Origin of the sequence: Micrococcus sp. (genome assembly GCF_034179925.1) — a bacterium.
Taxonomy (GTDB): domain Bacteria; phylum Actinomycetota; class Actinomycetes; order Actinomycetales; family Micrococcaceae; genus Micrococcus.
In genome coordinates this window covers 1-22,098 of sequence record NZ_JAXFPG010000027.1, presented here as the reverse complement: position 1 = coordinate 22,098, position 22,098 = coordinate 1, and the positions used below count along the sequence as shown (strand labels likewise).

The following is a 22,098-nucleotide window of genomic DNA, read 5'->3' as shown; positions in this document are numbered from 1 at the left end:
CCATGGCGGCACTGACCTTCGCGGCCGCACTCAACGCGGCCCTGGCCGATGAACTGGCCGCCGACCCCACGGTGGTGGTCTTCGGCGAGGACGTCGGCACCCTCGGTGGCGTCTTCCGCATCACCGACGGCCTGACCGAACGCTTCGGCGAGGAGCGCTGCTTCGACACCCCGCTGGCCGAGTCCGGCATCGCCGGCCTGGGCGTGGGCATGGCCCTGGGCGGGGCACGCCCCGTGATGGAGATGCAGTTCGACGCCTTCGCCTACCCGGCGTTCGAGCAGATCGCCTCCCACCTGGCGAAGATGCGCAACCGCACCCGGGGCGCGGTCCCCATGCCGGTGACCGTCCGTATCCCCTACGGAGGAGGGATCGGCGGCGTGGAGCACCACTGCGACTCCTCCGAGTCCTACTACGCCCACACCCCGGGGCTGAAGGTGTACACCCCGGCCTCGGTGCAGGACGCCTACCTCATGCTCCGCGAGGCCATCCGCCTGGACGACCCCGTCGTGTTCATGGAGCCCAAGCGCCTGTACTGGACCAGGGCAGAGCTCGACCTCGAGGATCTGCGCGCCGAGTTCGAGCGGCGCTGGGCCCGGCTGTCCGAGGCTGCCGCCAGCGGCACGCCCTGGGCGCGGGCCGCCGTCGTGAGGGAGGGCACGGACGTGACCCTGGTGTCCTACGGGCCGTCCGTGCAGACCTGCCTGGCCGCCGCCGAGGCCGCCGCCGCGGAGGGGGTGTCCGTGGAGGTCGTGGACCTGCGCACCCTGAACCCGCTGGACGAGGACACCATGGCCGCCTCCGTGGCCAGGACGGGCCGGGCCGTGGTGGTGGCCGAACCGCAGGGCTTCGCCTCGGTGGCCTCCGAACTGGTCGCGCGCCTGCAGCAGCGCTGCTTCCACTTCCTCGCCGCCCCCGTGCTGCGCGTGACCGGCTGGGACATCCCCTACCCGGCGCCGAAGCTCGAGGAGCACCACCTGCCGTCCGTGGACCGGATCCTGGACGCCGTCGACGACCTGAACTGGGGCCTGGACCCCGTGACCGAGGAGGCCCGAGCATGAACCAGACCTTCACCCTGCCGGATCTCGGCGAGGGCCTCACCGAGGCCACCGTCGCCCGCTGGCTGGTCACCGAGGGCGAGGAGGTGTCCGTGGACCAGCCGGTGGTCGAGGTGGAGACCGCCAAGGCCGTCGTGGACGTGCCCTGCCCCTATGCCGGCACCGTGCTGACCCTGCACGGGGCCGAGGGGGAGACGATGCCCGTCGGTGGCCCGCTGATCACCGTGGGGTCCCCGGATGAGGGCTCCCCACAGGAGGACGGCGACGTCCCCGGCGCGCTGTCCTACCGGGAGGAGGAGCGCGCCGGCGTGCAGCCGGCTCCGGAGCCCGACGCCGGGGGAGGGGCCGCGACGGACGGGGACGCCTCCGGCCATGTGCTCATCGGCTACGGCACCTCCGGGCACGCCACCACCGGACGCACCCGCCGCCCCCGGCACCCCCGCACCGCCGGCTCAGCCGTGCCGCAGACGACGCCGGCCACCGCCTCCGCAACGACGTCGGCCCCCGCCGCGGAGGCCGCGCAGGCCGCGGAAGCCGCGCAGGCCCCGCGCGTGAGCTCGCCGATCGTGCGCAGGCTCGCCCGGGAGCTCAGGGTGGACGTGGCCGCCGTGCCCGGCACCGGCCCGGAGGGGATGGTCACCCGCGCCGACGTGCTCGCCGCCGCCGGCACCCAGACCGCCGGCAACAACCAGGCCGCCGGTGGACCGGCTGGGCATGCCGGTGAGGCGACCGCGGCGGGGAGCGCCGCGCCGTCGTCGGGCGTGGAAGCTGCCTCCCTCGCGCCGGCGGCCACGGCCGAGGTGGGCAGCCGGGACCGCCGGAGCGGGCTCACCGTGGCCTCCCGCACCCCGATCACCGGGGTGCGGCGGGCGATCGCGGACCAGATGGTGCGTTCGCGCACCGCCGTCCCGGACGTCACCGCCTGGCTGGATGTGGACGTCACCGCCCTGCTCCAACTGCGCGCCGAGCTCCGGGAGAAGGACCCGGACCGGGCGCCGTCCCTGCTGGCCCTGATCGCCCGGTTCACGCTGGCCGGGCTGCGCCGGCACCCGGTGCTGGCCGCCCGCATCGAGCGGGCTGAGGACGGCACCGAGGAGATCGTCGAGTTCGACGGCGTCCACCTGGGCCTGGCCGTGCAGACCGACCGCGGCCTGATGGTCCCCTCCGTGGAGCACGCCGAGCGGCTCAGCGCCGAGGAGCTCACCACGGCGATTGCCGAGACGGTCGCCCGGGCTCGTGAGGGCCGGTGCACCCCGGCGGAGCTGATGCGCAGCACGTTCACGTTGAACAACTACGGGCCACTGGGCACGGACGGGGCCACACCTGTGCTCAACCACCCGGAGGTGGGGATGCTCGGCATCGGGCGCATCCTGGAGCGGCCGTGGGTGGTGGACGGGCAGATCCTGGTGCGCAGGGTGGCCGAGCTGTCCGTCTGCTTCGACCATCGGGTGACGGACGGGGCCACCGCGAGCGCGTTCCTCACGTTCGTGGCGGAGTGCCTGAACGACCCGCGGGCGGCGCTGGCTCGGCTCTGAGTCCTCAGCGGGTCCGGTGCAGGGCCCTCAGCGGGTCCGGCGCAGAGCCGCCAGGAGCAGTCCGAGCCCGCCCACCGCCGGGGCGGCGCTCAGCAGCACCCCGGCGGTGACGGCGAGGGGGTGGGGGTCTGCTGCGGTGGTGGCGGGGGCACCGAGGGTCAGGGCGAGCAGCACCAGGCCGGTGGTGGTGCCGAGCAAGCCGAAGCCGCCGAGCAGGGCGGCCGGCACGGGGGAGGCCTGCGTCGCCGAGACAGCCCGCTCCGTCCGCCCGGCCCGTGCTGGCAGGGTGGCCGTCGCGGCGAGCCCCCATGCGGCTCCCACGAGGGCGGCGGCGACCATGTCCGAGGGGCGATGCCAGGCGGCCAGGTAGGCGGCGGCGCCGGTGAAGGCGGCGAGCGCGGCTCCGAGCACGGCCAGGGCGGGGCGCAGCCGGGCGGGGGCGAGCAGCAGGGCGGCGGCGGCCGCGGAGACGGCCAGGGTCATGTGCCCTGAGGGCAGAGAGTTCCCGGCGGTCCAGGGCACCCCGTTGGCCAGGTCCGGGCGGGGCAGCATCGCCTTGAGCACCTGGGTGGTGAGGTTCGCCCCCGCCAGCACAGTGAGGGCGGTGAGGGCCCGGCGTCGTCCGGCGGGGGTGCCCAGCCCGGCCAGGCAGGCCACGGCTGCCGCTGCGGCGGTGAGGGCGGCGGCCGGAGGGGCAACGGACAGGATCCGCTCCCGCAGCCCGGGCTGCTGCCCGAAGCTGTCCTCCACGGCGTGGAAGAGCTGGTACTCCACGCGCTGCCCGGTGCCCGAGACCACCGCCAGCAGGTGGACGAGGGCGACGCCGGCCGCGGCGAGTCCGGCGGCCGCCCACCAGCGCGTGCGGGGCGCGGGGGTGCTCGCAGTCCGGCGGTCGTCGGGGCTCATGCGGTCATTGTGGCAGGCCACCGCGCCACCGAGGGTGTTCCGACCGACCGGGCCGGTGGCCTCGCGGTCACGCAGGCTTCACCTGGGCGTCACACCGTGGTCGCCCGGGCGGGGTGGGGGCGTGCCTACCCTGGCCGCATGGACCGCGTGCGCCCCGCCACCGCCCCCCTGTCCGCCCCGGGTATGCTCTCGGGCCCCGCGCCGAGGATCACCCTGGACCCGCACGACCTCGTGGCGGCCCGGGAGGCCTTGGCCGTGTTCGGCCCGCTCTCCCGGCAGGAGCCCATCGAGTGGGCTGCGGAGGAGCCGCTCGCCACGGACCTCGCCGATTTCTACCGGTACGTGGGGCCCGAGTGGGTGGAGATCGACACGGTCGGGCTGCCGCTGATGCTCTTCCCCCTGGACCGGCTCTGGGATGAGCAGGCCGGCTACCGCTGGAACCACCGGACCGGTGCGCAGCTGGTGGACTGGACCGAGGACTGGACCGTGGTGGCCAAGCAGGGTGCCGAGCCGTTCATCCACGAGGCCTCCACAGGGCGAGTGCTCATGGCCCCCGGCGAGGAGGGCTGGGAGGACCGCCTCGGGGAGCCCGAGCCGGTGTTCCGGGACCTCACGGAGATGGCCCGTGCCCTCGCCGCGGTCGGGGCGGCCTGGGCGCGCGCGGACGAGCCGTTCACCCCGGACTGGCACCTGCGCGCCGAGGTGGTGGCGGACGTCGTCGCCGGGCTGGAGGCGGTGCTCGGCTCCCGCGAGCGGGCCACGGCTCTGGCCCGTACGCTCGGCTACGTGGCCGTCGCCTGACCGGGCCGACGGCCCATCGGGCGTGAGAGCCTGGTGCGCATGGACGAGCCCGCCGCACCGACCCTGCCCCCGCTGCCCGGTGCGTCCGGCGGCCCCGCCCTGCCCTCCGTGGAGGAGCTGCTGGCCGAGGCCGTGGCGGTCACCCTGCCGATGCGTGTGCCCTTCCGCCGGACGACCGAACGCCAAGCGCTGCTGCTGCGCGGGCCCGTCGGCTGGGCCGAGTTCTCCCCGTTCCCGGAGTACGGCCCCGCCGAGTCCTCCCGTTGGCTGGCCGCCGCCGTCGAGGCCGGCTGGCAGGGGTGGCCCGCCCCCGTACGGGCCGAGGTGCCCGTCAATGCGACCGTGCCCGCGGTGGACGCCGCCGACGTCGAGGGCGTCCTGGCCCGGTACGGCGAGGGCATCACCGCGGTGAAGGTGAAGGTGGCCGAACACCGGACCGGCGGAGGCCTCGTGGCCGGCAGCCACAGCGCGGACCTGGCCCGGGTGCGCCGCGTGCGGCAGCTGCTGCCGGAGGCGGCGATCCGGGTGGACGCCAACGCCGGGTGGACGGCGGCGGAGGCCGTGGCCATGCTCACCGAGCTCGCGGACGTGGGGCTCGAGTACGCCGAGCAGCCGGTGCCCGGCATCCGCACGCTGGCCCGGGTGCGGCGGATGCTGCGTGAGCGCGGGGTCGCCACCCGGATCGCCGCAGACGAGGCCGTCCGCAAGGAGACAGACCCGCTCGCCGTCGCACAGGCGGATGCGGCCGACCTGATCGTGGTGAAGGTCCAGCCCCTGGGCGGGGTGCGCCGCGCCGCGGCCATCGTCGAGGCCGCGGGGCTGGACGCCGTCGTCTCCTCGGCGCTGGACACCTCCGTGGGGATCGCCGGCGGGGCGGCGCTCGCAGCGCATCTGCCCGCCCTGCCCTTCGCGTGCGGGCTCGGCACGGTGGCCCTGTTCGGGCACGACGTCGTCTCCCCTCCCTGGCGGCCCGCCGGCGGCCTGCTGCCCGCCCCGGGGGAGCGGGCGCCGGAGCCGGACCCGGCCCTGCTGGCCCGGGCCCGGCAGGACGCTGCGGGCCAACGGTGGTGGGCCGAGCGGCTGTGCGCGGCCCATGCAGTGCTCACTGCCGGCGGCTGAACCGGCCTCGGGGCCTGTCAGGGCGGGGGAGGTCATCGGGGTGTCGGCAACTGTTCGGCCCGGGTTCACCGGACCGTCCCCCGGTGCTACTGCGTCTGCGTGAGGGTGGGCACGGACCGCGGGCATCCCCTCCGCGGCCCGGCCTCGAACGCCCCGCGCGCAGGCCGAGAGACCCCCGTCGAGAAGGACACCATGCTCAAGCGTCTCCTCCCCATGGCCGGCCACACCCGCGGCAACCGCTCCGCGGTCACCTGTGACCTCAAGTGCGGCAATGCGTGCGCCCAGCCCGCACCGAACACCTCGATGAACGAGACCTTCCAGCAGGTCGCCGAACGTGCCATCTCCCGGCGTGCCGCCCTCGGCGTTGGCGGCCTGGCCGCGGCCGTGGTGGTCGGCGGCCAGGTCGCCGGCGCCCCCGAGGCCCTCGCGGACCACGGCACCCGTCCCACCGGCGGCGGCAAGCTGGCCTTCGACCCGATCGGCCCGGTCACCCGCACCGTGGACGACGTCACCGTCCCTGCCGGCTACGACTGGGACGTGATCATCCGCTGGGGCGACCCGCTCTTCGCCGACTCCCAGGACTTCGACATCCGCCGCCAGACCGGTGCCTCGCAGTCCGGGCAGTTCGGGTACAACAACGACTACCTGAACGTGATCTCCGACGGCGGCAACGACCGCTCCGGCTACCTGGTCTCCAACCACGAGTACACCAACGAGAACATCATGTTCTCCCCGGAGTACCTGGCCTCGAACCCCAAGGACGTGGTGGACACCGCCATCCAGGCGCACGGCCTGTCCATCGTGGAGCTGCGCCGCGCCAAGCAGGGCGCCAAGTGGGAGTACGTGCGCGGGGGCCGCCGCAACCGCCGCATCACCGGCACCACCGAGTTCCGCGTGCAGGGCCCGGCCGCCGGTCACGACCTGCTCAAGACCGTTGAGGACCCGACCGGCACCCGCGTGCTCGGCACCCTGAACAACTGTGCCGGCGGCACCACCCCGTGGGGCACCGTGCTCTCCGGCGAGGAGAACTTCAACCAGTACTTCAAGGGCCGCGGCACCGCGGAGGAGAAGCGCTACGGCATCTCCACCTCCGCCACGCGCCGCCGCTGGGAGGACTTCTACGACCGCTTCGACGCCACCAAGCCCGGCTACGAGAACGAGTCCCACCGCTTCGGCTGGGTCGTGGAGATCGACCCGGAGGACCCCACCTCCACCCCGGTGAAGCACACCCTGCTGGGCCGCTTCAAGCACGAGGCCGGCACCGCCGTCATCGCCCCCTCCGGCCATGCCGTGGTGTACTCCGGCGACGACGAGCGCCACGACTACATCTACAAGTTCGTCTCCGCCGAGAAGGTCCGCCCCGGGGACAAGCGCCACAACATGCGTCTGATGGACAAGGGCACCCTCTACGTGGCCAGGTTCTCCGGCGACTCCCCGGACTGGCAGATCGACGGCACCGGCACCCTGCCCGCCGACGGCGCGTTCGACGGCTCCGGCACCTGGATCCCGCTGGCCTCCCATGAGCGCTCCTTCGTGCCGGGCATGTCCCTGGCGGAGGTGCTCGTGTTCACCCGCCTGGCCGCAGACAAGGTCGGTGCCACCAAGATGGACCGCCCGGAGGACGTGGAGACCAACCCGGTCAACGGCAAGGTGTACGCGGCCCTGACCAACAACACCCGCCGCACGGAGGTGGACGAGGCCAACCCGGTGGTCGGCAACCGCGACGGCCACGTGATCGAGCTGACCGAGTGCGGCGGCGACCACACCGCCACCTCCTTCGGCTGGGTGATCCTGCTGCTGGCCGGCGACCCGAAGGTCTCCTCCTCGGCGTACTTCGCCGGCTACCCCAAGGAGAAGGTCTCCCCGATCTCCTGCCCGGACAACGTGGCGTTCGACTCCGAGGGCAACCTCTGGATCTCCACGGACGGTCAGCCCGGCACCATCGGCTACGCCGACGCCCTGCACAAGGTGAGCCTTGAGGGCCCCGAGCGCGGCCGCGTGCAGCAGTTCCTCGCCGTGCCCCGGGACGCTGAGACCTGCGGCCCCGTGATCCACGACCGCGACGACTCCGTGTTCGTGAACGTGCAGCACCCGGGTGAGAACGGCACCTGGGGTGCCCACACCTCCGCCTTCCCCGACTTCCTGGACCCGGCCGGCCCGGTGCAGGTGGGGGACAAGGTGGCGGCCCCGCGGCCGTCCGTGGTGCAGGTCTTCAACGCGACCGGCAACAGCGGCATCGGCAAGGGTGCCCAGAAGGCGGACAAGAAGGGCCCCCAGAAGGGTGCCCAGAAGGGCGCCCAGAAGGGTGCCGGCCAGGGCAAGCCCGGCAAGGGGCGCGGTCGCTGACCCTCCTGGGCCCGGGGCCTGCCGCGGCGGCCCCGCCCCCTCCTCCGGGGGTGCCCTGCCGGACGGGGCCGTCGTGGCACTGCGCTGCGGCGGCCCCGCCGCGTCCGGGCTCGGTGCGTCTGGGGCCGGTGCGTCCAGGCTCGGTGCGATCGGGTTCGGGCGCTCACACCTAGACTGGTGGCCACCATGACCTCCGTCGATTCCTTCCGCCTCGCCCGCACTGTCGCGGACGCCCTGTGCGAGGGCGGGATGCGGGAGGCCGTCGTCTGCCCCGGCTCCCGGTCGGCACCGCTGGTGTACGCGTTCGCTGCGCTCGAGCGCGCTGGCCGTCTGCGCCTGCACGTGCGGGTGGACGAGCGTGCGGCCGGGTTCCTCGCCCACGGGCTGGCCCTGGCCACGGGGCGTCCGGTGGCCGTGCTCACCACGTCCGGCACCGCCGTCGGGAACCTGCTGCCGGCCATGATGGAGGCCCACCACGCGGGCACCCGCCTGGTGGCGCTCACCGCGGACCGTCCCGCCGAGCTGCATGGCACCGGGGCGAACCAGACCACCGCCCAGGAGGGGCTGTTCCACCTGCATGCCCGCTGCGGGATCGCCCTCGACGCCGACCCCGCCCCCGGCGTGGACGCCGCCGAGCACCTGCGCCGCACCGCCGCGCAGGTCCGGGATGCGCTGCTGTGCGCCGAGGGCCTCGCCCCCGCCGCCGAGGGCGCGGACCTCGAGGAGTCCCCGTGCGGGCCGGTGCACCTGAACGTCGCCTTCCGCGACCCCCTCGTGCCCGATGCCGGCCAGCTCGCCCAGATCTGCGACGCCCCGGCCTCTGACGCCCTGCCCTCCGCCGCCCCGGCGTGGCGGCCCCCGGGCGCGGAGCTGTCCGGTCTGGTGGACCTGGATGCGGCGCGGCGTCCGCCCCGCCGCACCGTGGTGCTCGCCGGCCACGGCGCCGGCCCGGCCGCGGCCGCCTTCGCCCTGGCCCTCGGTCTGCCCCTGCTCGCCGAGCCCAGCTCCGATGCCCGTTTCGGCCCGAACGCGATCGGTGCGTACCCGCTGCTGCTCGGCACCGCCGGCGGCACCGGACCCGACGCCCACCCCCTGGCCGCGGACATCGAGCGGGTCGTCCTGTTCGGCCGCCCCACCCTCACCCGCACCGTGGCCGCGCTGCTGGCCCGCCCGGAGGTCCTCACCGCCCTGCACACCCCCGAGCCCGCCCCCTGGCACCTGCCGGGCCGCCGCCGGGAACGGCCTGTGCGGACCGTGGAGGAGCTCGCGGACCTCGCCGGCAGTGGCACCCCCGGCTGGCTGGCCGCGTGGCAGCGCGCCAGCCTGGACGCCCAGGCCGCCCTCGAGGCGGAGCTGCTGCACCAGGAGGCGCTGCACGGGCTCGGCCCCCAGTCCGTGGCACATGTGCTGCCGGCGGTGGCCCGCGGCCCCGTGGTGCTCGGCTCCTCCTCCCTCATCCGGGATGTGGACCTGGCCTGGCGCCCGCCCGGCGCCCCGGATACGCAGGTCTTCGCCAACCGCGGCCTGGCCGGCATCGACGGCACCCTCGCCACCGCCTGCGGCATCGCCCTGGGCACCGGACGGCGCACCGTCGCCCTGGTGGGGGACCTCACCGCCCTGCACGATCTCGGTGCGCTGCTGGTCGGCCCCGACGAGCCCGAGCCCGAGCTGGACGTCGTCGTGGTGAACGACGCCGGCGGGGCCATCTTCGCCGGCCTCGAGCACGGGGCTGTCGGCCGCACCCGGGGCATGGCGGCCACGGTGGAGCGCTTCTTCGGCACCCCCCACCGGGCGGATCTGGCCGCGCTCGCCGCCGGGTACGGGGTGCCGCACCGGGTGATCACGGACCGGCCGGGCCTGCTGCATACGCTGGCCGCCCCGGCCCGCGGCCTCCGGACCCTCGAGGTGCGGGCCGACCGCGCCGTGCGCCCGCAGGTGACCGCGGCCCTGGCCGAGGCCGTGCGCGCCACCGTCCCGTCCGCCCGGCCGGCTACTGGCCCGGCCCCCGCCGCGGACCCCGCCCCCGCCCTCCAGGAGGAGTCATGACCGTCCCCGCCGACGCAGCTGACGCAGCGGACGCCGCCGCGCCGCTGCTGGCCGACCGCCCCGCCGGAGCCGAGGAGGCGCCCCGCCGTGCGGATGTGCTGATCTCCGGGGCGGGCCCGGCCGGGGCCACAGCCGCCGCCCACCTGGCCGCGGCCGGCCTGGACGTGGTGGTGTTGGAGAAGTCCGCGCATCCGCGGGACAAGGTCTGCGGTGACGGCCTGACGCCCCAGGCGGTCCGGGAGCTGCGTCTGCTGGGCATCGAGCACCGCGGCGGTCCCGGCGACGACGGCGGCTGGCAACGGATCCGCGGCCTGCGCCTGCGTGCCGGCCGGCGCACGGTGGACGTGCCCTGGCCCGAGACGAGCACGTGGCCGGACTATGCGCTGACCCGTGCCCGCCGGGACTTCGACGCCCTGCTCGTGGAGCATGCCCGACGCCGCGGGGCCACCGTGCTCGAGCGCCACGCCGTCACGGGTGTCACCCGGGATGCCTCCGGCCGGGTGGACGGTCTGCGGGCCCAGGTGGTGGGTCCGGACGGGCGCAAGACGGGCCGTGTGGCTCTCTGGCAGGCCCCCGTGGTGCTGGTCTGTGACGGCGTCTCCGCCCGGGCGGCCGTCTCGATGGGTGTGCACCGGCGCACCGACCGCCCCATGGGTGTGGCCGTGCGGGCGTACCACACCGCCGGCCCGGTGGGCCCGGACGGTGCCGTGCCCCGGCCGCCGGGCGACCGTGGGGAGTGGATGGAATCCTGGCTGAGCCTGCCCGACGCCGAGGGCCGCCCCCTGCCCGGCTACGGCTGGCTGTTCCCCCTCGCCGACGGCACCGTGAACGTGGGCCTGGGCATCCTGGACACCTCCCCGCAGTTCGGCCGGCTCGACTACCGAGACCTGCTGCGTCGCTGGACCGGCGCCCTCACCCCCGAATGGGGGATCAGTGAGGACACCCGCACCTCGAGGATCCTGGGTGCGGCTCTGCCTATGGCCTTCAACCGCACCCCGCAGCACGTGCCCGGCATGCTGCTGGTGGGCGACGCCGCCGGCATGGTCTCCCCGTTCAACGGCGAGGGCATCGGCTTCGCCATGGAGGCGGCGAGGATCGCCGCGGAGCTGGCCGTGGACGCCGTCGCCGCCCCGAACGCGGCCGCCGCGGACACCGTGCTCTCCCGCTACCCGGTGATCACCCAGCACCTGTGGGGCGCGCACTTCGCCCTCGGGGCCCGGTTCGCCCGGCTCATCGGGGATCCGCACGTCATGCGGGCCGCCCTGGCCACCGGCATGGCCGCCCCGCCGCTGCTGCGCACGGTGGCGCGTGTGATGGGCAACGTGGTGGACCCGCGCGGCGGGGATGTAGTGGACCGGGCTGTGCGGCTGCTCGAGTCCGCCACCTCGTCGCTCACGACGGCCGACGCACCCTCGTTGGGTAGGCTTGCCCGGTGACCACTGCTGACGCCGGCTTCGCCCTGCCCTCCGGATTCGACGCCCTGGCCGAGCACGGCCCGGTGCTCTCGGCCGTGCTCACCGCACTTGAGCAGGTGGAGGCCCACCTGCTGGACGCCCTCGCCTTCGAGGACGACTTCTCCACTCAGGCCGCCCGTCACCTGGCCTCCGCCGGCGGCAAGCGGGTGCGCCCCGTGCTCACCGTGCTCTCCTCCCTGCTGGGCGACCCCGGCCTGCCCACCGGGCAGGTCGGCGCGATCGGCCCGGAGGTGCGCCAGGCCGCCGTCGTGATGGAGATGACCCACCTGGCCACCCTGTACCACGACGACGTCATGGACGAGGCCCCCGTGCGCCGCGGTGCCGCCGCCGCGCACCGGCTGTGGGGCAACTCGGCCGCGATCCTCGCCGGGGACCTCGTGTTCGCCCGCGCCTCGCAGCTGATGAGCGAGCTCGGGCCGCGGGCCGTGCGCGTGCAGGCCGAGACCTTCGAGCGCCTCGTGCAGGGCCAGCTCTGGGAGACCCGGGGTGTGGGCGAGGGCCAGGACCCGTTGGAGCACTACTATGCGGTGCTCGGCGGCAAGACCGGTTCGCTGATCGCCGCCGCCGGCGTCCTCGGGGCGCACTTGGGCGGCGCGGACGAGCAGACCGTGCAGGTGATGTCCGAGTACGGGGAGAAGGTGGGTGTGGCCTTCCAACTCGCCGACGACCTCATCGACCTGACCGGCACCGCCGAGCAGCTCGGCAAGGCCCCCGGCACCGACCTGCGCGAGGGCGTGCCCACCCTGGCCACCCTGCTGCTGGAGCGGGACGCCGCCGCCCAGGGGGAGCAGGCGCAGCAGGCGCGGGAGGTGCTGGATCTCGTACGCGGCGGCCTGGACGACGACGCCGCCCTCGCCCGGGCGGTCGCGGCCCTGACCGCGCACCCGGCCTTCGCCGAGGCCGGACGGATCACCCGTGCCTGGGCCCAGGAGGCCAAGGATGCCCTGGCCCCGCTGCCGGAGTCGCCCGTGAAGGCCGCCCTCGAGGCGTTCGCGGACTACGTGGTGGACCGCGCCAGCTGAGCCGACCCCGGTCCCTGCCCCAGATGCGGGCCCGGGACCTGTCTCAGATGCGGGTGGGGCCCATGTCCAGAGCTGCGGCCAGCTCTCGTGCCCGCTGTGCGCGCACGGCCGGGTCCACCGCGTGGCGGCGCTGCCCGTAGAGCAGGTCCTGCTCATAGCGGGGGAACACGTGCAGGTGGTAGTGCCATACATGCTGGTTGCCGGCCGGCTCGTTGTGCTGCCGCGTGGACACCCCGTCCGGCGCCCACGCCGCCTTCATGGCCAGGGCCACCTGGCGGGCGGTCAGGGCGATCCGCTGCAGCACCCGGTCCGGCATCGTGTAGAGGTTCTCGTGGTGCTCGGCCGGGCAGACCATGGCGTGGCCCTCGTGCTCGCCGAACCCGTCGGCGGCGATCAGCACGATCACGTCCTCGTCCTGGTGGACGGTGTCCGTGAGCTCGCACCGGTTCCCCGGGTCGGAGACGTCCCCGGCCACCAGCCCGCAGAACGGGCACACGTAGCCCTCGGGGGCGTGGCTCACCGGGGCGGGCGGGCGCGCGGGCGCGCTCATCGCGGGGCCCCGCGGCCGTCGTCGTCGGCGGTGTCCTCGAAGGTCCAGGCCAGCAGGTCCATGATGAACTCGCTGAACGTGCCGCCCTCGTCCTCCCAGTCGCCCTCCGGTGCCTCAGCGCCGGCGGAGCGGCGCCACACGAGGGGGTCCGGGAGGGAGAGGTTCTCCACCGGCAGGCCCCAGACGACCGTCTCAGCCTCGTCCTCGAGGAACATCAGGAACCCGTCCCGCTCCTCGAGGTCGTCCGGATCCCACACGTAGTGGACGGTCTCCAACAGGTCGCCGGCGTTGCCGACGGCACGGTAGAACTCCCGCAGCGCGGTGGGCAGCACGAGGTGCTCGCCCAGCTGGGCGGCGGCGGGGGAGTCGGCCAGGCGGCGGTCGATCTCGACGTCGGAGAGGCCGTCGTCCTCGGCCCAGGGCTCGCCCAGCAGCTCCGGGACGAGCCTCTGGAACGCGGGCAGGTACACGGGGGCGGCGGGCTTGGGAGGCATGCGGCCAGTCTAGGCGTGGGCCTGTGAGCCCGTCAGGGCTCTGCGGGCGCGTCGGCGCAGCCGGGCCTGCCGGGCCTGGTCCAGGGTGAACAACGCCAGCGAGGCCCAGATCAGCGCGAAGCCCGCCCACCGGGCCGGGGCCATGTGCTCGCCCAGCACGAGCACCGCCACGAGGAACTGCCCCAGCGGGGCCACGTACTGCATCAGGCCCAGGGTGGTCAGGCTCAGGTGACGGGCGGCAGCGGAGAACAGGATCAGCGGCCCAGCCGTGAGCACACCCGAGGCGGCCATGAGCCAGAAGTGGCCGGCACCCTCAGTGAGCGTGGTCAGCTGACCGGCCCCGTGCAGCAGTACGGTGCCCACGACGAACACCGGCGTGAGCACGAGCGTCTCCGCGGTCATGCCCGTGACGGGGTGGCCGGGAGTGGGCAGGCGCTTCTTCACCAGCCCGTAGAGGCCGAAGGAGAACGCCAGCCCGAGCGAGAGCCACGGCACCGCGCCCAGGGCTACGGTCATCCCGAGCACCGCGACGGCGGCCAGCGTCACCGCGGCCCACTGCGCCCGGCGCAGCCGCTCGCCCAGCAGCAGGACGCCGAGCAGCACGTTGACCAGCGGGTTCATGAAGTAGCCCAGGGAGGCCTGGAGCACGTTGCCGCTCACCACGGACAGCGCGTACAGCAGCCAGTTGACGGCGATCAGCCCCGAGGCCAGGGCGGTGGCACCCCAACGGCTTGGGGTGCGCAGTGCCTCGCGCAGCTCACCCAGTCGGCGCAGCACGGCCAACAGCACCAGGCAGAACAGCAGTGAGAACCCGATGCGGACCACCACGATCTCCACCGCACCGGCCGGCGCCAGCGCGGTCACGTACAGCGGCAGCACCAGGCCCCAGATCACGTACGCGGACAGCCCGAGGGCCAGGCCCTGCGGCGAGGAGCCGGACGGGGCGGGCTGGACCATCGGCAGGGCGCCGGTGTCGGGGGAGGACGGCGGTGGGGTGGGGGCGGACGCGCGGGAACTCACCGGCCCAGGGTACGGCGGTGCGGGAGTCTGCCGAGGCGGTCGTGACGGCCCCGGAACGGGGCCCCTGGCGCTTCAGGCAGGAGTGCCCGGTAGCATGGGAGGTCGGTTTCGCCCCCAGATCGCCGCCCCGGAAGGACGTCCCGCTGTGACCGACCGCCCCGACCGCCCGCTCCGCATCGCCATCGTCGGCGCCGGCCCCGCCGGTGTGTACACCGCGGACATCCTCACCAAGGAGAAGCGGGACTTCCCGGTGAGCATCGACCTGTTCGACCGCTACCCCGCCCCCTTCGGCCTGATCCGCTACGGCGTGGCCCCGGACCACCCCCGCATCAAGGGCATCATCACCGCGCTGCACAAGGTGATGGACCGCGGGGACATCCGCTTCCTCGGCAACGTGGACGTCGGCACGGACCTCACCCTCGAGGACCTGCGCCGCCACTACGACGCCGTGGTGCTCTCCACCGGTGCGGTGCGTGACGCCGCCCTGGACGTACCCGGCGTCGAGCTCTCCGGCTCCTTCGGCGGCGCGGACTTCGCCTCCTGGTACGACGGCCACCCGGACGTGCCCCGTCACTGGCCGCTCGAGGCCACCGAGGTCGCGGTGATCGGCAACGGCAACGTGGCCCTCGACGTCGCCCGCATCCTCTCCAAGCACGCCGAGGACCTGCTGCCCACCGAGATCCCGGACAACGTGTACCGGGACCTGGCCGCCTCGCCGGTCACGGACGTGCACGTCTTCGGCCGTCGCGGCCCGGCGCAGATCAAGTTCACCCCGCTGGAGCTGCGCGAGCTGGCGCACTCCCGGGACGTGGACATCGTGCTCTACGAGGAGGACTTCGAGTTCGACGAGGCCTCGGAGAAGGCCATCGAGGAGAACAACCAGGTCCGCACCATGGTCGGCACCCTGACCAACTGGCTCATGGAGCAGGAGGACCGCACCGAGCAGGCCTCCCGCCGCCTGCACCTGCACTTCCTGCAGGCCCCGGAGGAGTTCCTCGATGCCGACGGCGACGGCCGCCTCGACGGCCTGCGCATGCGCCGCATGGAACTCGACGGCACCGGCGGGGTCCGCCCCACCGAGGAGACCGTGGACTACAGCGTGCAGGCCGTCTACCGTGCGGTGGGCTACTTCGGCTCGCCCGTGGACGGCGTGGAGTTCGACGACGTCCGCGGCGTGATCCCCAACGCCGAGGGCCGGGTGCTCGACGCGCAGGGCGCCCCCGTGCCGGGCCTGTACACCTCCGGGTGGATCAAGCGCGGCCCCGTAGGCCTGATCGGCTCCACGAAGGGCGACTCACTCGAGACCATCGGCCACCTCATCGAGGACGAGCCGGGCCTCTACACCGCGCAGGAGCCGGAGGAGGCCGCCGTCATCGCGCTGCTTGAGGAGCGCGGGGTGCCCTACACCACCTGGGCGGGCTGGCACGCCCTCGACGAACACGAGAAGGCGCTCGGTGCGGCCGCCACCGAGGCCGGCCCGGTGGCGCGCGAGCGTGTGAAGGTCGTGGACCGCGAGGAGATGACGCGCATCAGCCGCGCCGGCGACGGCCTGGCCTGAGCGCCCTCCCGGTGCCGCCGGCGGCACCGATGACGACGGCCGCTCACCCTGCAGGGTGGGCGGCCGTTCCCGTGTGTGCTGCCGGGTTCAGATGGGGCCTGGGCTCACTCGGCGTCGTCGAGGTTCTCGACGATGCTGGCCGGCAGCGGCCCGCCGAGGCCGCGCCAGTGGTGGATGAGCTCGTGTCGGGGTGGGGCCTGCAGGGTGCGTGTGGCGTCCTCCTGCGCCTTCTCGATGCGCTCGTTGAGGTCGTCCTGAGCGCCGTCGAGCATGGTGTCCCGCTGGTACAGGCGTACGGTGTCGTCCTCGGTGTTGCGCTCCACGGGGCGCAGCTGCTCGGCCACGCGGTCCTGGTTGCGGCGCTGGGCCTCCAGGGTGCCGGGCTTGAGCACGGTGTCCACCCACCCTCCGTCCAGGAGCAGGCCGCGGGGCACGCACACGCCGTGGCGCAGCGCGAGGTCCACGTAGTCCTCCAGGTCCAGCACGAGCGCGGCGCGGCGGAACGGCAGGTCGTCCAGGGGGCGCCCGTCCACCGTGTGGCGGGCCACGGCGCGGCCGTAGGTGACGTCGGCGGACCACACGGCGCCGCGGGGGTCGATGAGCAGGAGCATGGGGGTCTCTCCGGGTCGGGCGGTGGGATCAGCGGAAGTTGATGAACTGCAGGTCCGCATCCTCGAAGCCCTTGAGCAGGGCGATGGTCGCCTGCAGGTCGTCGCGGGACTTCGAGGACACGCGCAGCTCGTCGCCCTGGATCTGGGCCTTGACGGACTTGGGGCCCTCGTCGCGGATGAGCTTGGTGATCTTCTTCGCGGTGGGCTGGTCGATGCCCTCCTCGATGGAGGCCTCGATGCGGTACTCCTTGCCGGAGGCGAACGGCTCGCCGGCGTCGAGGGACTTCAGGGAGATGCCGCGCTTGATGAGCTTGGACTCGAAGACGTCCTTGACGGCCTTGACGCGCTCCTCGGAGGAGGCCTTCATGAGGATCTTCTCCCCGGAGAAGTCGATCTCGGCGCCGACGCCCTTGAAGTCGTAGCGCTGGACGATCTCCTTCTGCGCCTGGTTCAGCGCGTTGGACACCTCCTGCTTGTCCACCTTGCTGACGACGTCGAACGTGGAATCGCTGGCCATGGGGGCTCCTTGCTCAGGGCGGGACGGATGCTCGCCCCAGACTATCCGGCACGGCCGAGTGGCGGGGAGGCTCCCTCGTGCTGTAGAGTCGTCTCTCGCCTGAACGGTGGGCGCGCCTGGTGCGTCGCCCGCCGCGCGGTAGCCCGGCAGATTACCCGAGCGGCCAAAGGGGGCTGACTGTAAATCAGCTGGCATTGCCTACGGGGGTTCGAATCCCTCATCTGCCACACCGGAGCGAAGCCCCGGGACCGATACGGTCCCGGGGCTTCGTCGTGCTGTCAGGGCGTCGGCAGCGGATACACGTCCCACACGGTCCCCAGCGAGCCCGGGGCCACGGAGCCCTCCACCTGCGCCACCCGGTCCGCCCACGCGGCGGGGGAGAGCCCGGCCCGGTGGTACCACCGGCCCCCGGCCAGCACGAAGTCCAGGTACGGTGCCAGCGTCTGAGCCTGACGCCGCCGCTCCTCCCGCTCCGCGGCCGCGTCCTGCCCCGCCCCGTCCGCCGGTCCTGCCCCTTCCGCCGACCCCGCCCACGGCGGACCGCCCAGCTCCTTGACGGCGTACAGGCTCGTGGCCTCCGTGTCCAGGACGAGCCCGCAGTCGTGCTCGAACGCGGTGATCCACGCGACGGCCTCGCTCATCGCCTCCTCCGCGTCGGCCGGGCCGCTGACGATGAGCACCGTGCCGCGCTCACCCGGGCGCAGCGGGCCCGCGGTGCCCGGGCCGTGGCGGCCGGCGACGTCGAGACGGGTGAGCGGGTTCTCAGGGACGGGCATGGGTCCTCCTGTCGGGTCGTGTCCGGCCGCCGCACGGAGGCCGGGCCGGCCCCGGCGGGCCGGTCGGGACCAGCCTCGCCCGGCGCGGGCCCTCTCCGCTCGGGGGAGGGCTCCGGGTGGGGATGCGGCCCCGGCCGCGAGCGCCTGTGCAGGAGCGGACCCGGTTCTGCCCGCGAGCAGGGGGCCAGAGAACACGGCCTCAGAAGCGGCGCATGTCCGTCGGCGCCATCCGCGCCCCGAATCGCTCCTTGCGGATCCCCGCCAGCCCGATCAGGCGCACCACCCGCTGCCGGTGCCCGGCCCACGGCGCCAGCAGCCGCAGCATCCCGGCATCGTCCGTGCGGGAGCCGGTGAACACCTGGCCCACCAGGTGCGCCACATGGAAGTCCCCCACAGAGACCAGGTCCGCGGCCCCGTGGCTGCGTTGCAGGGCCTCGGCCACCGTCCACGGGCCGATCCCGGGGATCCGCAACAGGGTGCGGGCCAGCCCGGCGGCCGCGGCGGGGTCCCAGGCCGGCGTCGCCTCACCCAGACGGTCGACGGCGTCCGCGCGCCGGACCACCTCCAGCAGCGCACGCTGCTGCGCCGGTTGAACCCAGGCCCGGGTGTGCCACTGCCAGGACGGGACGGCCAGCACCGCCTCCGGTGCCGGCGGCAGCAGCATCCCGGCGGGCACGGGCCCCGGGGCGGTGGCGTCCTGCACCTCATGGGCCAGGCGCACCAGGGACCGCCAGCCGTGACGGGCCTGGTCGTGGGTCACCTTCTGCTCGAGCACCACCGTCATCAGCTGGGCTGCCAGGGCCCCAGCCCCCGGCAGGCGCAGCCCCGGGGTGCGCCGGCGTGCCTCACGCAGCGGCGCCGGGAGGGCCCGCCCCGCGCCCCCGGCGAGGAGGGCATCGAAGCCGGCCCAGCCGTCGTCGGGAAGGCCCAGCAGAGCCTCCGCCCGGCCCGCCGCCGCGGCCGCGGCCGGACCCCACGCACGGACCGTCACCGTGCCTTCGGGGCCGGGCTGCAGCAGCAGCGTGGCAGGTAGGGGGCGGCCGTCGACCCGTTCCCGCCGGGTGAGCCAGACGCCCTGGCTTGTGGCCCGCACCGTGGGATCGGCGGTGCCCCGCTGCAGGGGACGCAGCGTCAGTGCCACATCCACCGGCACGGGCGGGCGCAGCACACGGAGCGCGTCCGGGCTCGCCGGCTCCGCTGCGGAGGCATGCCACGGGCTCATGGCCCGCACCGTACACCCCGGCGGGAGCCCTCCCATGGCGCTCGGTGTCGTGGGCCGGTCACGGTGTCCGGGCTCTCGCGTAGCGTGGGCACCGTGACTGATCAGACCGACACCACCGCCGACCGTCCCCTGCGCTGCGCCGACTCCGTGCTCGACCTCATCGGCGGCACCCCGCTCGTGCGTCTGAACTCCGTGGCGGCCCACCTGCCCGCCACCGTCCTGGTGAAGGTGGAGTACCTGAACCCGGGTGGCTCCGTGAAGGACCGCATCGCCCTGAAGATGATCGAGGAAGCCGAGCGCGAGGGCCGCCTGGCCCCCGGCGGCACCGTCGTGGAGCCCACCTCCGGCAACACCGGCGTGGGCCTGGCCCTGGTGGCCCAGCAGAAGGGCTACCGCACCGTGTTCGTCACCCCGGACAAGGTCGGCCAGGAGAAGCGGGACGTGCTGCGCGCCTACGGGGCCGAGGTGGTGGTGACCCCCACCGCGGTGGACCCGGCGTCGGACGAGTCCTACTACGGTGTGGCCAACCGCCTGGAGCAGGAGATCCCGGGCGCCTTCCAGCTCAACCAGTTCTTCAACCCGGCCGCTCCGGCCTCCCACTACGAGACCACCGGCCCGGAGATCTGGGAGGACACCGCCGGGCGTGTCACCCATGTGGTGATCGGCGCCGGCACCGGCGGCACCATCACCGGCACCGGCCGGTTCCTCAAGGAGGTCTCCGCTGGGCGTGAGGGCGGGCCCGTGCGGGTGATCGCCGCGGACCCGGCCGGCTCGGTCTACTCGGGCGGCACCGGCCGTCCGTACTTCGTGGAGGGCGTCGGCGAGGACATGTGGCCGGGCAACTACGACCCGTCCGTCCCGGACGAGGTGCTCGCGGTCACGGACGACGAGGCCTTCGCCATGACCCGCCGCCTGGCCGCGGAGGAGGGCCTGCTGGTGGGCGGCTCCTCCGGCATGGCTGTGGCCGCAGGGCTGCGCGCGGCCGAGGACCTCGGCCCCGAGGACGTCATGGTGATCGTGCTCCCGGACTCCGGCCGCGGTTACCTCGGCAAGGTCTTCGACGACACCTGGATGGACGACCGCGGCTTCCACTACGCCCGCCCCGAGACCATCCTGCCCGCCTGGGCACAGGGCCGGGCCCGCTCCGCGGCACCGCAGACCCCCGACGACGGCCTCCAGGGCGCCGCCGGTGGGGCCGGCACCCCGGTGGAGGCGTTCGAGAACACCGCCGCGCAGCCCGACGACGGCTCCGCGGAGGCCGGGGACGCCCCCCGCCCGGCCGATCGCTGGACCGCCAGCCTTGCAGACCTGCTCGAGGACAAGGAGGACCTGTTCCCCGGCTCCGTGCCGATGCTGGTCACAGCCTCCCCGGACACCACGGTCGCCGAGGCCGTCGGCACCCTTGTCCGCTACGGCGTGGACGCCCTGCCCGTGATCGCCGAGCCCCGGCACGACCTGCGGATCAACGAGGTCCACGGCACCGTCCGCGCCGAGAGCCTGGCCGCCGGGCTGGCCTCCGGCCGCCTCGCCCCCGGGGCCCCGGTCTCTTCGGCCATGGCCGGCCCCCTGTCCAGCATCGGCGCGGCCACCGGGCTGCGGGAGGCCGCGCGTCGTCTGCAGTCCGAGGACGCTCTCCTCGTGGTGGACGCCGGGCTGGTGCGGGGAATCGTCTCCCTGCACGACCTGTTGGCCTACGTGACCGCCTGAGCCTCACCCGGACCCGAAAGGACGGACCCGATGACCGAGCAGAACCCCGCCGACGCCCCCCGCCCCAGCACGGACGGCGGCTCCGCCGGCGCCACGGCCCAGGGCTTCGGCACCCGGGCGGTGCACGCCGGCCAGCACCTCGACGAGGTGTTCGGTGCGGTGGTGCCGCCGCTGCACATCTCCAGCACCTACGCCCCCGTGCGGGTCGGCGAGCTGCGCCGCGGCTACGACTACGGGCGTGGCACCAACCCCACCCGTGACGCCCTGCAGGAGCAGCTGGCCGCCCTCGAAGCCGGCGTGGACGAGCACGGCACCCCCCGCGCCACCGGTCTGACCTTCGCCTCGGGCCTGGCCGCCGAGACCGCGCTGATCATGGGCGCCGGGCGCCCGGGCCTGACGATCGTGATGGGCAACGACGTCTACGGCGGCTCCTACCGACTCATCTCCCGGGTGCTCGAACCCTGGGGGGTGCGCCACGCCGTCGTGGACATGGCCGAGGCCGACGCCGTGGCCGCCGCCGTCGAGCGCGCCGCCGCCGACGGGCCCGTGATGGTCTGGCTGGAGACCCCTTCCAACCCGATGATGAAGATCACGGACATCGCCGCGACCGCGGAGATCGCCCACGCCCACGGGGCGCTGCTTGTGGTGGACAACACCTTCGCCACCCCGTACCTGCAGAGCCCGATCGCCCTCGGTGCGGACGTGGTGGTGCACTCGACCACCAAGTACATCGGTGGCCACTCGGACGTGATCGGCGGGGCCCTGGTGATCCCGGATGCCGAGCTGGCCGAGCGGGTGAAGTTCCAGCAGTTCGCCGCCGGCGCCGTCAACGGGCCGTTCGACGCCTACCTCACCACCCGCGGCCTGAAGACCCTCGGAGTGCGCATGGACCGCCACCAGGCGAACGCCCAGGCGGTGGCCGAGTGGCTCACGGGCCAGAGCGCCGTCACCCAGGTGCTCTACCCCGGCCTGCCGGACCACCCCGGGCACGAGCTCGCGGCCCGGCAGATGCGCGGGTTCGGCGGCATGGTGTCCCTGCGCCTGGCCGGCGGGGCCGCGGCGGCCCGCACGGTGGCCGAGTCCACGCGCCTGTTCCAGCTGGCCGAGTCCCTGGGCGGCATCGAGTCGCTCATGAACTATCCGGCCGAGATGACCCACGCCTCCGTGGCTGGCACCGAGCTGGCCGTCCCCGACGACCTGCTGCGCCTGTCCGTGGGCATCGAGGACGCCGAGGACCTCGTGGCGGACCTCGACCAGGCCCTGCGCCGCCTCTGACCCCTCACCCCTTCCCCTCTGCCCCTCTCCACATGCGCTCCGGGGGCGAAAGGGGCCGGAATT

Annotated in this window: 19 protein-coding genes and 1 tRNA gene; 12 read left to right on the top strand and 8 right to left on the bottom strand. The window is 74.3% G+C overall.

Annotated elements, in window-relative coordinates:
- The first annotated feature begins 2 nt into the window (after positions 1–2).
- Both SPI96_RS04915 and SPI96_RS04910 read left to right on the top strand, forming a co-directional pair.
- Positions 3–1,058: an alpha-ketoacid dehydrogenase subunit beta gene (locus SPI96_RS04915; protein WP_321081247.1), complete on the top strand. Its 1,056-nt coding sequence runs from the start codon at positions 3–5 to the stop codon at positions 1,056–1,058.
- Positions 1,055–2,590 carry a dihydrolipoamide acetyltransferase family protein gene (locus tag SPI96_RS04910; RefSeq protein WP_321081246.1) on the top strand — a complete coding sequence of 512 codons (1,536 nt, stop codon included), beginning with the start codon at positions 1,055–1,057 and terminating at the stop codon, positions 2,588–2,590. Before SPI96_RS04915 ends, SPI96_RS04910 begins: the two co-directional genes overlap by 4 nt.
- A gap of 27 nt (positions 2,591–2,617) precedes the next feature.
- Here the strand turns inward: SPI96_RS04910 and SPI96_RS04905 are convergent, their stop codons facing one another.
- Positions 2,618–3,496: a phosphatase PAP2 family protein gene (locus SPI96_RS04905; RefSeq protein ID WP_321081245.1), complete on the bottom strand. Its 879-nt coding sequence runs from the start codon at positions 3,494–3,496 to the stop codon at positions 2,618–2,620.
- Positions 3,497–3,634: 138 nt separating this feature from the next.
- Between SPI96_RS04905 and SPI96_RS04900 the strand changes: the two genes are divergently transcribed.
- From SPI96_RS04900 to SPI96_RS04875, 6 genes are all read left to right on the top strand, one after another.
- Positions 3,635–4,297: a hypothetical protein gene (locus SPI96_RS04900; protein ID WP_321081244.1), complete on the top strand. Its 663-nt coding sequence runs from the start codon at positions 3,635–3,637 to the stop codon at positions 4,295–4,297.
- Positions 4,298–4,336: 39 nt separating this feature from the next.
- The gene (locus SPI96_RS04895; protein ID WP_321081243.1) at positions 4,337–5,416 is read left to right on the top strand and encodes an o-succinylbenzoate synthase; all 1,080 of its coding nucleotides are present in this window, start codon (positions 4,337–4,339) and stop codon (positions 5,414–5,416) included.
- Positions 5,417–5,608: 192 nt separating this feature from the next.
- A complete protein-coding gene (locus SPI96_RS04890; RefSeq protein ID WP_321081242.1) occupies positions 5,609–7,762 on the top strand; it encodes a PhoX family phosphatase in 2,154 nt (717 codons plus the stop codon).
- A 186-nt stretch (positions 7,763–7,948) separates the two neighbouring features.
- Positions 7,949–9,808 (top strand): 2-succinyl-5-enolpyruvyl-6-hydroxy-3-cyclohexene-1-carboxylic-acid synthase, encoded by a 1,860-nt coding sequence (gene menD / locus SPI96_RS04885; RefSeq protein WP_321081241.1) that lies wholly within the window; start codon positions 7,949–7,951, stop codon positions 9,806–9,808.
- On the top strand, positions 9,805–11,244 hold the full coding sequence (locus SPI96_RS04880) for a geranylgeranyl reductase family protein (protein ID WP_321081240.1): 1,440 nt from the start codon (positions 9,805–9,807) through the stop codon (positions 11,242–11,244). The genes menD and SPI96_RS04880 overlap by 4 nt, the downstream gene beginning before the upstream one ends.
- The gene (locus SPI96_RS04875; protein WP_321081239.1) at positions 11,241–12,305 is read left to right on the top strand and encodes a polyprenyl synthetase family protein; all 1,065 of its coding nucleotides are present in this window, start codon (positions 11,241–11,243) and stop codon (positions 12,303–12,305) included. Before SPI96_RS04880 ends, SPI96_RS04875 begins: the two co-directional genes overlap by 4 nt.
- Positions 12,306–12,348: 43 nt before the next feature.
- On the opposite strand, the gene SPI96_RS04870 is transcribed toward SPI96_RS04875, so the two are convergent.
- From SPI96_RS04870 to rarD, 3 genes are read right to left on the bottom strand one after another with little or no spacing between them, the layout of a single operon-like run.
- A complete protein-coding gene (locus SPI96_RS04870; protein WP_321081238.1) occupies positions 12,349–12,855 on the bottom strand; it encodes an HIT family protein in 507 nt (168 codons plus the stop codon).
- Complete coding sequence (locus SPI96_RS04865; RefSeq protein WP_321081237.1) at positions 12,852–13,349, bottom strand: hypothetical protein; 498 nt, start codon at positions 13,347–13,349, stop codon at positions 12,852–12,854. Before SPI96_RS04865 ends, SPI96_RS04870 begins: the two co-directional genes overlap by 4 nt.
- Positions 13,350–13,358: 9 nt before the next feature.
- Positions 13,359–14,369 (bottom strand): EamA family transporter RarD, encoded by a 1,011-nt coding sequence (gene rarD / locus SPI96_RS04860; protein ID WP_414601907.1) that lies wholly within the window; start codon positions 14,367–14,369, stop codon positions 13,359–13,361.
- Between the two features lie 145 nt (positions 14,370–14,514).
- Here rarD and SPI96_RS04855 point away from each other — a divergent pair, with 145 nt between their 5' ends.
- Positions 14,515–15,927, top strand: coding sequence for an FAD-dependent oxidoreductase (locus SPI96_RS04855; protein WP_321081236.1), 1,413 nt, complete (start codon positions 14,515–14,517; stop codon positions 15,925–15,927).
- A 104-nt stretch (positions 15,928–16,031) separates the two neighbouring features.
- Here SPI96_RS04855 and SPI96_RS04850 read toward each other — a convergent pair whose 3' ends face one another.
- Together SPI96_RS04850 and SPI96_RS04845 are read right to left on the bottom strand one after the other, a co-directional pair.
- On the bottom strand, positions 16,032–16,538 hold the full coding sequence (locus tag SPI96_RS04850) for a hypothetical protein (protein WP_321081235.1): 507 nt from the start codon (positions 16,536–16,538) through the stop codon (positions 16,032–16,034).
- Between the two features lie 28 nt (positions 16,539–16,566).
- Entirely contained in the window at positions 16,567–17,055 is a 489-nt protein-coding gene (locus SPI96_RS04845; protein ID WP_321081234.1) for a YajQ family cyclic di-GMP-binding protein, read from the bottom strand.
- A gap of 145 nt (positions 17,056–17,200) precedes the next feature.
- Here SPI96_RS04845 and SPI96_RS04840 point away from each other — a divergent pair.
- Positions 17,201–17,282: transfer RNA gene (locus tag SPI96_RS04840), tRNA-Tyr, on the top strand.
- Between the two features lie 51 nt (positions 17,283–17,333).
- Here the strand turns inward: SPI96_RS04840 and SPI96_RS04835 are convergent.
- Positions 17,334–17,831 carry a hypothetical protein gene (locus tag SPI96_RS04835; protein ID WP_321081233.1) on the bottom strand — a complete coding sequence of 166 codons (498 nt, stop codon included), beginning with the start codon at positions 17,829–17,831 and terminating at the stop codon, positions 17,334–17,336.
- 199 nt (positions 17,832–18,030) lie between these two features.
- Entirely contained in the window at positions 18,031–19,053 is a 1,023-nt protein-coding gene (locus SPI96_RS04830; RefSeq protein ID WP_321081232.1) for a 3-methyladenine DNA glycosylase, read from the bottom strand.
- 129 nt (positions 19,054–19,182) lie between these two features.
- Between SPI96_RS04830 and SPI96_RS04825 the strand changes: the two genes are divergently transcribed.
- Both SPI96_RS04825 and SPI96_RS04820 read left to right on the top strand, forming a co-directional pair.
- Positions 19,183–20,760 carry a pyridoxal-phosphate dependent enzyme gene (locus SPI96_RS04825; RefSeq protein ID WP_321081276.1) on the top strand — a complete coding sequence of 526 codons (1,578 nt, stop codon included), beginning with the start codon at positions 19,183–19,185 and terminating at the stop codon, positions 20,758–20,760.
- Positions 20,761–20,790: 30 nt separating this feature from the next.
- Positions 20,791–22,035 (top strand): cystathionine gamma-synthase, encoded by a 1,245-nt coding sequence (locus SPI96_RS04820; protein WP_321081231.1) that lies wholly within the window; start codon positions 20,791–20,793, stop codon positions 22,033–22,035.
- The last annotated feature ends 63 nt before the right edge of the window (positions 22,036–22,098 follow it).

Bases quoted from the DNA above. Each gene is read 5' to 3' on its own strand.
- SPI96_RS04845 (WP_321081234.1), bottom strand. From the start codon at position 17,055: ATGGCCAGCGATTCCACGTTCGACGTCGTCAGCAAGGTGGACAAGCAG.
- SPI96_RS04850 (WP_321081235.1), bottom strand. From the start codon at position 16,538: ATGCTCCTGCTCATCGACCCCCGCGGCGCCGTGTGGTCCGCCGACGTC.
- SPI96_RS04880 (WP_321081240.1), top strand. From the start codon at position 9,805: ATGACCGTCCCCGCCGACGCAGCTGACGCAGCGGACGCCGCCGCGCCG.
- SPI96_RS04910 (WP_321081246.1), top strand. From the start codon at position 1,055: ATGAACCAGACCTTCACCCTGCCGGATCTCGGCGAGGGCCTCACCGAG.
- SPI96_RS04820 (WP_321081231.1), top strand. From the start codon at position 20,791: ATGACCGAGCAGAACCCCGCCGACGCCCCCCGCCCCAGCACGGACGGC.
- SPI96_RS04915 (WP_321081247.1), top strand. From the start codon at position 3: ATGGCGGCACTGACCTTCGCGGCCGCACTCAACGCGGCCCTGGCCGAT.
- SPI96_RS04890 (WP_321081242.1), top strand. From the start codon at position 5,609: ATGCTCAAGCGTCTCCTCCCCATGGCCGGCCACACCCGCGGCAACCGC.
- SPI96_RS04870 (WP_321081238.1), bottom strand. From the start codon at position 12,855: ATGAGCGCGCCCGCGCGCCCGCCCGCCCCGGTGAGCCACGCCCCCGAG.
- SPI96_RS04905 (WP_321081245.1), bottom strand. From the start codon at position 3,496: ATGAGCCCCGACGACCGCCGGACTGCGAGCACCCCCGCGCCCCGCACG.
- SPI96_RS04830 (WP_321081232.1), bottom strand. From the start codon at position 19,053: ATGAGCCCGTGGCATGCCTCCGCAGCGGAGCCGGCGAGCCCGGACGCG.
- SPI96_RS04900 (WP_321081244.1), top strand. From the start codon at position 3,635: ATGGACCGCGTGCGCCCCGCCACCGCCCCCCTGTCCGCCCCGGGTATG.
- SPI96_RS04865 (WP_321081237.1), bottom strand. From the start codon at position 13,349: ATGCCTCCCAAGCCCGCCGCCCCCGTGTACCTGCCCGCGTTCCAGAGG.
- SPI96_RS04895 (WP_321081243.1), top strand. From the start codon at position 4,337: ATGGACGAGCCCGCCGCACCGACCCTGCCCCCGCTGCCCGGTGCGTCC.
- menD (WP_321081241.1), top strand. From the start codon at position 7,949: ATGACCTCCGTCGATTCCTTCCGCCTCGCCCGCACTGTCGCGGACGCC.
- SPI96_RS04835 (WP_321081233.1), bottom strand. From the start codon at position 17,831: ATGCCCGTCCCTGAGAACCCGCTCACCCGTCTCGACGTCGCCGGCCGC.